The organism is Streptococcus nasisuis (genome assembly GCF_040836615.1).
In the GTDB taxonomy this organism is placed as follows: Bacteria; Bacillota; Bacilli; order Lactobacillales; family Streptococcaceae; genus Streptococcus; species Streptococcus suis_V.
The window spans coordinates 2,456,132-2,470,285 of sequence record NZ_CP162268.1; the positions used below are offsets into that span (position 1 = coordinate 2,456,132).

Here is a 14,154-nt window from a genome sequence, read left to right on the forward strand (position 1 = left end):
GGGGAGTCTGCTACTTTTCCCTACTTTTTTTTCACACAAGAACTTAATGTTCATCACCTTTTTGTCCGTAGTAGGCATTTGGACCGTGCTTACGGAGATAGTGCTTGTCCATGATGTAGCTTGGTGCTGGTTCCACCCGTGGATTGATTTGCTCTGTGTAGCGGTTCATCCTAGCCACCTCCTCTAAGACAACGCTATGGTAAACTGCCTGAGCAGGATCCTTGCCCCAAGTAAATGGCCCATGGTTTCGGACAACAATGCCAGGAACAGCAACTGGGTCAATACCACGACGCTCAAATTCCTCGATGATAACGGAGCCTGTTTCTTTTTCATAGGCAGTGTTCACTTCATCAGCAGTTAAAGAACGAGCACACGGCACTGGACCATAGAAATAGTCTGCGTGCGTTGTTCCATAAAATGGAATGTCGCGACCAGCCTGAGCCCAGCCCACTGCTTCTGTCGAATGCGTATGAACGACAGCATGGACATTTGGCCAAGCCTTGTAGAGGGCAACGTGGGTCGCCAAGTCAGACGACGGGTTGAGATCACCTTCTACCACATTTCCATCCAAGTCAGTCACCACCATGTTTTCTGGTGACAATTTTTCATAATCCACACCAGAAGGCTTGATGACAATGCGACCAAGTTCACGGCAGACTTCTGATACGTTGCCCCAGGTAAACTTGACAAGCCCATGAGCAGGTAGGGCGATATTGGCTTCATAGACCCGCTGACGCATTTCCTGTAAATCTTTTGGCATTAGTTCAACCCCGCTTTCTCAATCAATGGATATAGGAAAGCCTGTGCTTCTTTAATGGCTGCACGTGTTTCCTCAACCGTTTCACAATTCTCTGACCACATTTCAATCAAGAATGGACCTTGGTAGTTAGTCTTTTTCAAGACTGCAAACATATGGTCCCAGTCCACACAGCCCTGACCAAATGGGACATCACGGAATTGACCTTTGGAGCTTTCTGTGACCGCATAGGTATCTTTGAGGTGAAGGGCTGCAATAGAGCGATGACCTAGGTAAAATTCGCTATAAATGTCATTGTGCCAAGCAGACACGTTTCCAGTATCTGGGTAGACAAAGAGATATGGTGAGTCGATTTCTTTTTCAACGGCTAGGTATTTTTCAATAGAGTTGATAAATGGATCATCCATAATCTCGATAGCCAACATGACCTGAGCCTGTTCTGCCCAGTCGCAAGCCTTGCGGAGATTCTTGATGAAACGCTCTCTAGTTTCAGGTGATTTTTCCTCATAGTAAACATCGTAACCAGCCAACTGGATGACACGGACACCCAAGTCCTGAGCCAGTTCGATACACTGTTTCATGGTTTCTAAAGACTTAGCTTCAAGAGCAGGGTCATTGGAGCCGAGTGGATAACGACGATGGCCTGAGAAGCAGATTGTCGGAATACGGACACCTGTTTCATAGATGGCCTTGACCAAGTCTAAACGCTCTTCCTTGGTCCACTCCAAACGAGCCAAACGAGCGTCGCTCTCATCCACTGACATCTCCACAAAGTCGAAACCTAATTCTTTGGCAAACTCCAAACGCTCTTTCCATGTGAAATGCTTGGGCGTTGCCTTTTCATATATTCCGATTGGTCGTGCCATAGGCCTTACCCCCAGATACGACGGATTTCGTCTTTGAATTCACGCGCCGCAGCTGCTGGATCTGCTGCTTCTGTAATACCGCGACCTGCGATAAAGGTAAAGACATCTACACCCTCGAAGAGTTTGAGGGTATCCACATCCAAACCACCTGTTACAGAAACACGGAAGCCCATATCAACCAATTTTTTCACTTTATTGAGGTCTTTTTCGCCCCACGTTTCGCCAGCAAGAAGGGCGTCACGCGATTGGTGGTAAATCGCTTGGGAAATACCTGCGTCCAACCAGAGTTGAGCCTGTTCATAAGTCCAGTCACCATAGAGTTCGATTTGGATTTCACCCTTGTCACCACGCACTTCCTTGATAGCCTTCAAAGCCGCTTCCATGGTTGGAATGGTCGCAGAACAGATACAAGTCATCCAGTCCGCACCACGAACGGCATTGTTTTTTGCTACAGTACCACCCGCATCCGCACACTTGGTATCTGCAACGATAATCTTGTCTGGGAAAAGACTGCGAAGAACTTCCACCAATTCGCTACCAACTTGGAGCAAGCAAACCGTACCTGCTTCAATCACGTCAACTTCATGACCAACAGAGACAGCTGCTTTAATCGCTCCTTGCAAATCTGAATGATCCAATGCAACCTGTAAATTTGGAATATGTTTCATGTTTTTTCTCCTAACTTTCTAAATCTAAACCTTCTAGGTAAGGACTGTTTTTAGACTCTTCAACCATTGCCAATACTTCTTCTGGAGTTTTGCAGGCAATCAAACGTTCGATTGAATTTTCCAATTCAAAGAGGGCGATGATTTGCGGAATGGCTACTGAAGTATGGATTTTTGGATCTGTCGCAGCCAAGGTCAATAGGACAGAAACCTCCTTACCGTCTGAAAAGGCTACTGGTTTTGTTAAGGTAATCAAGGCAAAGGAATCCTTCAAGACACCGACACCCGCTTGGGCATGAGGCATAGCCATACCTGGCATGAGCACATAATAGGGACCATATTCTTCTGTCGATGCAATGATGGCATCATAGTATTCTTCTGTCGCAGCACCACTTTCAATCAAGGGCTCAACAGCCTTGTGAACAGCTTCCTGCCAGGTTTCCGCTGTCAATCCCAAGCGAATGGAATTATTTTCCGTAAATGATTTTTGTAAATTCATAGTTTTTCCCTTCTACACGCTATATGAAAGGGGGAGGGAGACTCCCTACCCCTAACGGCTATTTATAGCACTGCTTGTAATTTTGTTTTGATTTCGTTGTCGTCCATGAGGTTATCAAGACCAACCAAATGACCTTTCGTGCGACCTTCCAACTCAGAAATCAAGTGATTTGAAGCAACTACGATATCATATCCTGCCGCTAAACCTTTTGCTTCACCGACTGAGCAAGAAGCTGATTGAAAATCTGTTACGCCAAGTTGACGAAGGGCGTTTTCTACCTTCATCTTGATGACCATAGATGAACCCATGCCGTTTCCACAGGCTGTTAAAACTTTAACCATCTTATTTTCTCCTTGTTTTTTATAAAATATATTTTGTTGTTTTTCTTAATGAACCAAGTAATAAACGAAGTTTTGTTCTGTTGATTTTCGAATATCTCTCGTCTTACTGAAGAACAGGCACTCAATGAAAATCAGAAGCAGACTAGGAAACGCAGCCGAGGTAGCTTCAACAGTCTAGTAGACTGTTGAAGGTTGGAAATCCTACTTACAATAGTAAGTGTCTTTCGTAGAGTTCACCAAGGCAAGTTGACGACGTATCCTTTTGATTTTCGAAGAGTGTTAGTCCGCTTGCGCCTCGCCACGATAGTATGCTTCCTTATCTTTTGCTTTCGCAAATTGAAGTTGCGGAATAGCCAATAAGAAGAGGCAGACAAGAACATAACCAGCAATACCGAGGTATTTAAAGGCATAACCGAATGGCAACCATGGGATTTCGAAGTCAATATTTCCATGGTAACCACCGCTCAATTCAAGCAAGCCGACGCAGACTGCACCAAGGGCAACTTGAAGGACACCTGAGATGAAGGAAAGGATGGCTGCCGCTTTCCAACCACCACGTTTGTCAGCGTACACTGCGATAGCTGCGTTATCGAAGAATACAGGTACGAAACCAGTGATGATGAGGATTGGACTCTTGAAAACAATCAAGAGAACGATTGTAATCAACTGACCGATTAAACCAAAGGCAAAACCTGAAAGAACTGCGTTAGATGAACCAAAGCCGTAAGAAGCTGCAACGTCCACCGCTGGGAATGAACCTGGAAGCAATTTGCTTGAGATACCTTGGAAGGCATTTGTCAATTCTGCTACGAACATACGTACACCCTGCATCAAGATGAAGAGATATACTGAGAAAGTGAAGGCTGTTTGTACAACGTACATGAAGAAGGCTTGTTTAGTTGGGTTGTATGGTGTGCCTGAAGTGATAACTTCTGGGTTTGCCATGATTTCTGGACCCAAGATGAACAAGATGACACCGAAGAAGACCAACATCAAGGTTGCTGAAGCAACAACTGTATCGTGGAAGATGTTGAGGAAGCTAGGCAACTTCAAGTTGTCCAAGTTTTCTTCTTTTTTACCAAGTTTTGGAGCAATCTTATCTACAAACCAGATTGCGAATTGTTGTTGGTGACCGATGGCAAATCCACCACCACCTGTCAAGCGTTGCGTTGCTTCAACAGTCATGTTTGAGCTGACTGCCCAGTAGATACCACAGATGATGCCGATAGCTGCTGTACCGAATTGGTTACGAAGTCCAGGGATAAGGAAGAGCACCATCAATGAGATTGTTGCTGCTTGTTGTACCATGATGTGTCCAGTAATGAACAGAGTACGTACTTTTGTAACCTTACGAAGTGCAACCAAGAGGATGTTGATACCAAAACCAATCAAGAGAGCTGTTGTAGCTGCCGATACGAAATCAGGGAACTCTTCAGCGATTTTACCGTTTGCCGCTGCAAGACCGAAGTATGGGTCAATAACTGCCGCATCGATTTGGAACTTGTGGTTCAAGGCTGCCAAGATTGGACGGAAGGTTGTTACCAAGCCACCAGCTGCTACGTTCAAGATCATGTAGCCGACCGTTGCTTTGATAAACCCTGCAAAGACATCATGAGGCTTTTTCTTTAAGAGGGCATAACCCACCAATACCAAAAGACCTACGAAGAAAGCTGGATTCTGCAAGATGTTTTGCGAGAACCAGTTTAATGGGGTTTGAAGAAAATCCATTTTTCATTCTCCTTTTTGAAATGATTTTTATGGCTTTATTATAATTCTTGAAAGCGCAAACAAAAAGACCAAATAAAACACAGGCTTGTGTTCACTCTTGGACCATTTCCAAACTTTTCTAATTATTTTTTCAACTACAATCGAATGAATTAACTTTCAGACAAGGAACTGAGGTGCAGGTTGCTAAAATAAAATAATCGAAGCAAGTCACTTCTGTAAAGTACGGTAAGCCGAAAGTGACAATGTATCAAAGTTAATTTAAATAACTATGTCAAATACCAAAAACAATTTCGACTAAATTCTGCAACAGAAAAGAGGCTAGGAAACTATCAGTTCCTAACCTCTTTGGAGGAAAGCATACTACTCTTCTAATTTTTTGTTTCTTCCTTGTGCAGCAACTGTCAAACCAAGTCCAGCAAGTCCGAGGCCTAGAAGTGCCAAATCACTTTGTCGGTCACCTGTAGCTGGTAGGCTTTCTTTGTTTGATGCACTTGTGGTTTGTTCAGACACTTGAGCTATTGGAGTAGAAAGACTTAGTTTTTCTACTGTTTCCTTAGCCTCCATACTACCCTTAACAACAATACGTGCTTCACCATCTACTACTGTTTCTGATAACAAGTTAGTAGCGACCACCTTACCATCAACCAAGACATCTTGATAATTCACAACTTTCTTGCCTGCCTTACCTTCTTGAAGCACATAAGATTGACCTTTTGCAAGAGTTGTATCATAGCGAACTTCCTCTACAATCGGAAGGACAGATTCTTCTGTACGTTCTTTCGTAGTAAAGTCTAGACTTGGTTTTTCTTCAGCAGTAGGGGCTGTATCTGGAACTTCTGTAATGATGTCAGATAAACGTATCACCGTTGCTGTCAAAGGTGCAAGAACAACTGCACTATCAGTCAATTCAACACCCACTAAATCAGACAATGCTTCTACACCTGCACGTTCACCATCAACCAGTACTTGACCCTGCAGTAAGTCTTTGTAAATATCTGAAAGAACAAAACTACGTTCCTTACTGTCAGCATTGACAAAGACAGCATAGCGATCACCGTTGCTTGCAATGGTTTGATAGGCAATAACCACATCGTTTGTAGCAATACCATTTTGACCTGGAATTGAAATCAAGCTAACCATTTGATCGACTTGGTCTTTTGTTCCCAAACGGAAGGCATCTGTCGATTTGCGCAAGGCGATCAATCCTTTTGTAAAGGCCTGAGTACGGGTATTCTCTGGATAGAGGGTCTCATCTGTCGCTTTGGTCCAGTCAAACTTGTTGACCGCATCAGATGAATCATAAGAATCATGAATGTAGTATGGATAATCAAATGGTGTACCATCAGCATTTGTCAACAAATGCGCCTTGTTTGGTACCTTGTCCTCTGTAACTGGGTTCTTGTAATCAGGATGGCGGAACTGTTTGGTCCGTCCATACTCCTGACCAGAATGGATGAACGGTGTCCCTTGAGCAGTCAAGACTAGCAAGTTACCCAAGCGTTGACGTTGGTGAATTTCAGTATAGTTTTCAGCGATTGACGGATCCTTCTTGATGAACTGAGCGATAATATCAAAGAGGGTCAAGTTATCATGCGCAGCAATATATTGGATCACATCACCTGGATCATCAGCCAAGAAATTGCCTGGCTGTGCCTTGATGTTATTGAAGACAGACTCAACACTCTTAGCACCGCCTGTGATAAAGGCTGGCTGACCTTCGTTTGGATAACCAGATTTAAGTGTGTTGCGAATATCATCTGAGAATACCGCAACCGTATCTGTTGAACTCATCCAGTCTTGGTCCGCTGGCTGAACAGGCTGATTGGCATCACCTGTAAAGGTTCTCCATCCTTCACCAAGCATAATGATATTTGGATTGAGTTTTTGTGCCTCGGTAAAGGCCAGCTCAATCGCTTCGGCATCATGGTCACCCATCATATCAAAGCGGAAACCATCTACCTTAAACTCGTCCACAAGATACTTGATAGAATCAACGAGGACACGGCGACTCATGTAGTGAGTGGTTCCGAGACGACCACCACCAAAGCTAGATTTAGCCGTACCATCTGCCTCCATGAAGTGATAATAGTTTGGCTCTAAATCTTCAAATAAGAAAGTCTTAGAAGTGTGGTTATACACGACATCCAAAATCACACCCATGCCTTGTTTGTGGATTTCATTGACCAGGTTTTTGAACTCTTCGATGCGTTTCATTGGATCTGTCGGATCTGTAGAATACATACCTGTAAAGGCAAAGTAGCTCTGTGGATCATAACCCCAGTTATAGTTACTGTTGCTTGATGCATACTCACTGAGATGCTCTGCATTTTTCAATTCATTGACAAAATAGTAGCTCATAACTGGGAGCAACTGAATATGGGTCACACCCAAGTCTTTGAGGTAGCTGAGACGTTCTGCAAAGGCCGCAAAGGTGCCGAACTGAGCTGTCAATTCATCCGAAATTGCAGGATCTGATGTGAAGTCACGAACATGTGCTTCATAGATAATCGCATCTTCACGCTGATTGAAATTAGGAATAGTAGCATAATCCAAATCGCTTGGACCAACTTCTGCTGGATCCACAATCGCCGCTTTGGCAATCCGATAAGATGGATCTGTATCTGCCAAATCACTATTCCACTCCGCTAAAGACTTAGCATATGGATCTAAAACAAGAACAGCTTGATCCCCACGAGTGATTTCATAATGGTAGTAGTAACCACGATAGTCCGAGATACCAAGACCTGATTGACCATTCAATTCAAGATCCCATTGTCCCTTATCGCCCTTGGTCATAGCTAATGTACCGACCACCTTAGACTGGTCATCCTTATCATAAAGAACAACTGCTACACTGTCTGCACTTGGAGACCAGAGAGTCATATCAACGACACTACCCGCCTGACTCACACGCGCACCAAGTTCTCCATCATAAGCATAGAGTTCATCCTTCAATTGCCAGCTCATAGTTGTTGTGAAGCTATCATTGCCATATTTGAGGGTATAGCCCGCATTTTCTTGTTTGAAATCCCCGAGGACTCGCACCTTGTTGCTTGTAGCATCCAAGACAAGATCCGTCACAGTCACTGTCTGGCCATTTTTATCTGTTACAGACAATTTTTCTAAAATACTTTCCTTATCAGCACCTTCAAGCGTTGTAAATGCTGCTTCTAGAGCTGTTAGGCTAACATGGGAAACGCCTGTTACACGGACGTTGTTCACAAAATAAGGATTTGTGTAGATTGTTGGATCATCATCTTTAAGGAAGATTTGTGTCTGGTTTTTCAAATCTGTAAAGCTATAATCTTTCTGCTGAATCTTCACATCATCTCCTGACTTGCTTTCATCCAATAGCAGGAAGCCAATTGAACTTGGTAAATCTGTCAATTTGACATCAATATAGGCACCATATTTACCTTGGTTTTCAAAATCAATACCATTTGGCCAGTCACCCAAGGTAAGGGCAGTCACATCACCCCAGATCCAGAGACCTTTTTGGTCATAATCGCCATCTGTACGGAAATAATTAATCCGAATATATCCTTCTTTAAGTGGTTGATAGAGGCTGAGTTGATAATTCTCATCAAACCAAGCTTCATTCATCTTGGTGCTAATTCGCTCAATAACTTTATCGCCGGTTATATTTTCCCCAGATGTATTATTAATCAGAAGACTAATCTTGCTAGCTGTTTCGTCTTTCATCTTGATGTCCAGATAATAGCCATAGTCATCCTGTTTAGCGGTACTGAAATTGGTTGCACCTGTTGGCCAAGCACCAACATCTGACGATGGTTTTTCGACATCATCCCATGTCCATAAGCCTAAGCTAGATAAATTATCAGATGGTAGAGTTTTAAAGTGAACACGGAAGTAGCCTGCTTCAATTGGTTCTTCAGTTGCTCCTTGCACACTTGCATTGACGATGTCACCTGCTTCGGTCTGAAGGAGCATGGTGCCACCTTGAGCGATAGTTGGAAGTTCTACTTGAACAACCCATTTACCGTCTTTCTCGATAGCTTGATAAGATTTTCCTGTGTATGCATCTGTTACAACCACATCTTTCCCAGATACTTCAATCGCCATTTCCTTGCTCTCGGTATTGGTTGAGAAGACAAGATAGGCAGCTTGATCTTGGTAACTGCGTTTGCTGATAAGCCAACCTTGGCTATCATTGCCAGCAAGTGTTGTTGTATCACCACGTGAGAGCAATGTTGAATTGGCATTACGGAAAGCCAACAATTTTTGGTAATGATCCTCTATGTCACTTGTCTCTACCTTACTCCAATCGAAATCGTACCGGTTGTCATAAACTGGCCAGTTGTTTTGTCCAGATTGACCCAATTCTTCACCGTAGTAGATGACTGGCTGACCTTTAGCAGTAATCAAGAGACTAGCAGCCAATTTCAGCTTGTCCAGATTTCCTTCTTTTTCTGCGCCACCGAGACTGTAGAGGAAACCATCTTCGTCATGACTGCCCAAGAATTGACCAAGTGAGGCAGCACTAGTTAATACTTTACCGCGCTCCTCTAGCTCTTGTCCAGCTGCTTTCAGTTGACCGTTGACCAAGTACTTAGCGATATCCTTGAAGCCGAAGTCCAACAAACTGTCCATAGTACCGATACCCAAGTCACCCTTGGTATCTTTATAGTTAGCTCCCCATGTTTCTCCAATTAAGTGGAAGTCAGGATCTCTATCTACCAATTCATTTTTGAAATGTTGCCATGTGGTATCATCAACGTGTTTGACGGTATCAACACGGAAACCATAGATTGAGTTACCTTTAGCAGTTGTTGAACGTTCCAACCAAGATGCCTGCCAAGCAACCAACTGATTACGAACCGCAGCTTCTTCTGTCTTGAAGTCTGGTAATCCAGATAATGAACCTAATTGGTCATCTCCCTGCTTATCTTCTTCCTTGGTCCGTACCATACCTGCAAAGGTTTCTTCTGTACCATAGCCAGCATGATTCAGCACCACGTCAACAATAATATTGATGCCTTTTTCGGCTGCGGCATCAATCAATTCATGGAAATCAGCTAAACTTCCCAAATGCGGATTAAGTTTCTCAAAATTGGATGCCCAATAACCATGGTAAGCATAGTATTCTCCATCTGTAGCGCTACCAACATTCTGTGGAATATTTTCAACAATCGGAGTCAGCCAGATAGAATCCACACCCAATTCTTTCAAGTAATCCAACTTAGCTGTCACTCCTTTGAAGTCACCGCCTTGGTAAAGACCGCGAGGATTGGTCACATCTCCGTCAACCACCTGATCATTGCTAACGTCACCATTGTAGAAACGGTCGGTCATCATAAAGTAGATGACTTGCTCATCCCAGTCTTTTTCACCTTCTGCCTTAATGCGCTCCGTAATGGTCACATCCAATTTTGTTTCGTAGTAACCATTGTCTTTATCATAGACTTTTACAGGAAGACTATATGTCCCTGGCGCTGTGCTAGACGTCGCTTTAATGGTCACACGATTGAGCTCAGTAGAGATTGGCACAAGACCTCCGCCGATGGCACTTGTATCGACTTCCATTTTGACAATCTCAGCATTTTCAGGGTTGGTGACAGTTACAGATACCAAGCCGCTTTCATTGTAGTTGAATGGTGCTTTCACACTTGCCTCAACAGTTACATTTTTTGTACCCGGAGTAGCTTTACTTGTATCTAATTCTACTTTCTCTTCGATAAAATATGGATTGGTATAAACTTTGTCGTCACCATTTCGAAGGAATATTTGGCTATGCCGTTTACGATCTGCAAAAGCTAAATCAATCGATTTATTGCCAGCAAGATCTGGATTATTCTGATTGATTAGTAGAAATCCAAGCTTAGAATCTAAACCATTTGAAAGAGGAATGTCAACATAAGCACCGTATTTCCCAATTTGAAAATCAACAGCACCTGTTGGCCAACCATCACTCGCTTCAGTCGTATCTCCCCATGTCCATACACCCCAACCATCGTAATTGCTGTCATCACGTGTATAGTTGATTCGAAGAACATTTTCATCTTTGAGTGGCTCATAGCTAGATACAGTATAATCGCTAGCAACCCAAGCCTCATTTTGTTCCGGAACAAGAAGCTCCACTTTTTGGTCCGATTCTGTTATTTTTTCCCCATCTTTAAGGACCAAATAACCGATTGTGCCTGGTGTCTCAGATTTTTTAATATCAACGTAATGGCCGTAGTCATCTACCTGACTGCTTGAAAAATTCGCTGTATCCGTTGGCCATTGATTACCATCGGATGGCTTTGCCACTCCTCCCCAAGTCCACAGTCCTTGGCTCTCTGGGGCTGTTTCGTCTACATTTTCAAAGTGCAGACGAATACTGCCTTCTTCAATTGGTGCTTCTGCCGGGGTGGATAATGTAGCTGTTTCTGCTGCAGCTCTTTCTGCCACAGCTGTTTTAGTAGTTGCCAGCGGTTCTGCTGATGCATTATCAACTGTTTCGACAGGCTGCTCAGAAACATCGGTTATAATAGCTTCCACAGGAGTAGCCACTTCCTCAGCATGAACTGTTTGACCAGGTCCAGACATTAAAAAGGCTGTCGCTATACCGACGGACGCAACTCCTATCGTAAACTTACGAATTCCGAAAATAACTTTTTTTTTCAAACATTGGTGATTTTTTTGCTAAACGCAAACGTTTTCTATTCATGCCGTACTCCTTTGGTATGTATAATATGATAATAGTATATAAAAAATATTTTCTTTTGCAAACGTTTTCTTAATTGTTACCGGTAACAGCTTTCTTAATCAAAAAAGGGATTGTACTCTTTATTTACCCAGTCATCGTACCCATCAACACTGGGTTTAACAACCCCTCTATTAGTTATGTAGCATCATTCATTTTATGCTCTAGTACTTTCTCTCACTACCAAGCTAGCTTGGCAAAATCGCTTTTGTTCCTTTAATTCACAGCCCTCCACCAGAGTCATTAACTGCTTAACAGTAATTCTCCCCATTTTTCGGAACGGTTGCCGCATAGTGGTTAATTGAGGATGAGAAACGCGGTCAATAAAGATTCCATCAAATCCAATAATCCCATAATCTTCTGGGACTCTCTTTGATGAAAACAATAACCCCCGCTCAATACCAAGCGCTATGCGATCAGAAGCACATATAAAGCAAGTATTGGGTGATAACCAGTCCAATTGTGTTACAAAGTCTTCTGATACCCTAGACCTGTTTTCTAGACGATAAATCTTAGGGGGATGTCCCAATTCCTCCATTGCCTCTACATACCCAGCTTCCCTAGATTGTGCAAAGGCATCTGGCAAATCTATCCCAACAAATACGACCTGTTCATAGCATTTCTCAAAGGCAAAGCGACTTGCTTGGTAGGTTGCTTCCTTATTGTGTGTATCTACAAACGGAAGTCCCACCATATTTTCGCCAAATAAGACTACGGGTTTCAACAACCTCCGTAGCCAGCCATAATCTTCTATACGCGCGCCCGTGACAATGTAGCCGTCACATTGTTCTGTCACTTGATTCCGATCCGTCACAATTTGCATTGTATAGTTTTTTTCGCTCAGTCCGAATGAAATTCCTGCTACCAACTCAGCATAATAAGGCTCGACAGTCTCCATTTCCTCTAAGATAATGACCTGGACTGTCAGAGTTCGTTGTTGTGCAAGGGCTTTTGCCACAACATTCGGTTGATAATCTAACTCTTTCATTGCTAACAAGACCATCTGTTTTAACTCTTCCGTAACAAGTTCTGGATGATTCAGAACCCTGGAAACTGTCATCTTTGAAACATTGGCCCTTTTCGCCACATCTGCCAACGTCGTCATATATCTCCTCTCTTATTTTCTAGCCAAAATATGCAAACGTTTTCTTGGTGTTATTATATATTATTTACTACTAAAAAGTAAAGCCCTTTCATCACATTATTTTACAAGAATTTTCTGAATGATCCGCGAATCTGTTTTTTTAATTATAAAAAGGCCTATTTATTAGACCTTTAACTGTATTTCAAAAGACGGTGTTGACATAACCCTTGAGAAGATACGTTGAGCTTAATCCTAGTCAGGTCTTCTTGTTTTAGATAGAACTCTTTAGAGTGCTTAAATCTCAAAAAACTGGTTAAAATGATGGCAGGAAGCCCTTTTTATTTTGTTCAAATAAGATGGTTTAAGCACCAAAACAGCCATTTTTCTCTAAAAACAGTAAAAAAGACAAACACCAAAACGATGTTTGTCTGTAATCTGAAGAGGCCGAAGCCTCTTTTCATTTTCACTAAGGATTATTTAGCGATTTTTGCGAAGTACTCAAGAGTACGAACAAGTTGTGAAGTGTAAGACATTTCGTTGTCGTACCATGAAACAACTTTCACCAATTGTTTGCCGTCAACGTCAAGAACTTTAGTTTGAGTTGCGTCGAACAATGAACCGTATGAGATACCTACGATATCTGAAGATACGATTTGGTCTTCAGTGTAACCGTAAGACTCGTTAGCAGCAGCTTTCATTGCAGCGTTGATTTCGTCAACAGTTACGTTTTTCTCAAGAACAGCAACCAATTCAGTTACAGAACCTGTTGGAGTAGGTACGCGTTGTGCAGCACCGTCCAATTTACCGTTCAATTCTGGGATTACCAAGCCGATAGCTTTAGCAGCACCAGTTGAGTTAGGAACGATGTTTGCAGCACCAGCACGCGCACGACGAAGGTCACCACCACGGTGTGGTCCGTCAAGGATCATTTGGTCACCAGTGTAAGCGTGGATAGTTGTCATCAAACCTTCAACAACACCGAAGTTGTCTTGAAGAGCTTTAGCCATTGGAGCCAAACAGTTTGTAGTACATGAAGCACCAGAGATAACTGTTTCAGTACCATCAAGGATATCGTGGTTAGTGTTGAAAACGATTGTTTTAACGTCGTTGCCGCCAGGTGCAGTGATAACAACTTTCTTAGCACCATTTTCATGGATGTGTTGCTCAGCAGCAGACTTAGATGCAAAGAAACCAGTTGCTTCAAGAACGATTTCTACACCGTCAGTAGCCCAGTCAATGTTAGCTGGTTCGCGTTCTGCAGAAACTTTAACGAATTTACCGTTAACTTCGAAACCACCATCTTTAACTTCAACAGTACCGTCGAAACGACCTTGAGTTGTGTCGTATTTCAACAAGTGTGCAAGCATTGCTGGATCTGTAAGGTCGTTGATACGAGTAACTTCAACACCTTCAACGTTTTGGATACGACGGAATGCAAGACGGCCGATACGACCGAAACCGTTAATACCAACTTTAACTACCATTTATGATTTCCTCCTTATGAAAAT

Annotated in this window: 9 protein-coding genes and 1 pseudogene; 1 reads left to right on the plus strand and 9 read right to left on the minus strand. The window is 42.8% G+C overall.

Annotated elements, in window-relative coordinates:
* Positions 1 to 43 precede the first annotated feature (43 nt).
* The 8 genes from AB1F57_RS12330 to AB1F57_RS12365 all read right to left on the minus strand — a co-directional run bounded on the left by AB1F57_RS12330 (position 44) and on the right by AB1F57_RS12365 (position 12,667).
* Complete coding sequence (locus AB1F57_RS12330; RefSeq protein ID WP_029943850.1) at positions 44 to 760, minus strand: L-ribulose-5-phosphate 4-epimerase; 717 nt, start codon at positions 758 to 760, stop codon at positions 44 to 46.
* The gene (locus tag AB1F57_RS12335) at positions 760 to 1,623 is read right to left on the minus strand and encodes an L-ribulose-5-phosphate 3-epimerase (RefSeq protein WP_167785975.1); all 864 of its coding nucleotides are present in this window, start codon (positions 1,621 to 1,623) and stop codon (positions 760 to 762) included. The genes AB1F57_RS12330 and AB1F57_RS12335 overlap by 1 nt, the downstream gene beginning before the upstream one ends.
* Before the next feature lie 5 nt (positions 1,624 to 1,628).
* Positions 1,629 to 2,291: a 3-keto-L-gulonate-6-phosphate decarboxylase UlaD gene (locus AB1F57_RS12340; RefSeq protein ID WP_002939878.1), complete on the minus strand. Its 663-nt coding sequence runs from the start codon at positions 2,289 to 2,291 to the stop codon at positions 1,629 to 1,631.
* 10 nt (positions 2,292 to 2,301) lie between these two features.
* Positions 2,302 to 2,787: a PTS sugar transporter subunit IIA gene (locus AB1F57_RS12345; protein WP_002939875.1), complete on the minus strand. Its 486-nt coding sequence runs from the start codon at positions 2,785 to 2,787 to the stop codon at positions 2,302 to 2,304.
* A 62-nt stretch (positions 2,788 to 2,849) separates the two neighbouring features.
* Complete coding sequence (locus AB1F57_RS12350) at positions 2,850 to 3,128, minus strand: PTS sugar transporter subunit IIB (RefSeq protein WP_009910950.1); 279 nt, start codon at positions 3,126 to 3,128, stop codon at positions 2,850 to 2,852.
* Positions 3,129 to 3,407: 279 nt separating this feature from the next.
* Entirely contained in the window at positions 3,408 to 4,856 is a 1,449-nt protein-coding gene (locus AB1F57_RS12355) for a PTS sugar transporter subunit IIC (RefSeq protein ID WP_367985811.1), read from the minus strand.
* A gap of 360 nt (positions 4,857 to 5,216) precedes the next feature.
* Positions 5,217 to 11,483, minus strand: a complete 6,267-nt coding sequence (locus AB1F57_RS12360) for a pullulanase (RefSeq protein ID WP_367985812.1) — start codon at positions 11,481 to 11,483, stop codon at positions 5,217 to 5,219.
* A 236-nt stretch (positions 11,484 to 11,719) separates the two neighbouring features.
* Entirely contained in the window at positions 11,720 to 12,667 is a 948-nt protein-coding gene (locus AB1F57_RS12365) for a LacI family DNA-binding transcriptional regulator (RefSeq protein ID WP_367985813.1), read from the minus strand.
* Positions 12,668 to 12,928: 261 nt separating this feature from the next.
* Between AB1F57_RS12365 and AB1F57_RS12370 the strand changes: the two are divergent.
* Positions 12,929 to 13,174 (plus strand): annotated as a pseudogene (locus tag AB1F57_RS12370) (hypothetical protein); the annotation flags it as partial.
* Here the strand turns inward: AB1F57_RS12370 and gap are convergent.
* Positions 13,120 to 14,130, minus strand: coding sequence for a type I glyceraldehyde-3-phosphate dehydrogenase (gene gap, locus AB1F57_RS12375; protein WP_105123035.1), 1,011 nt, complete (start codon positions 14,128 to 14,130; stop codon positions 13,120 to 13,122). The pseudogene AB1F57_RS12370 and the gene gap overlap by 55 nt on opposite strands.
* Between the last annotated feature and the right edge of the window lie 24 nt (positions 14,131 to 14,154).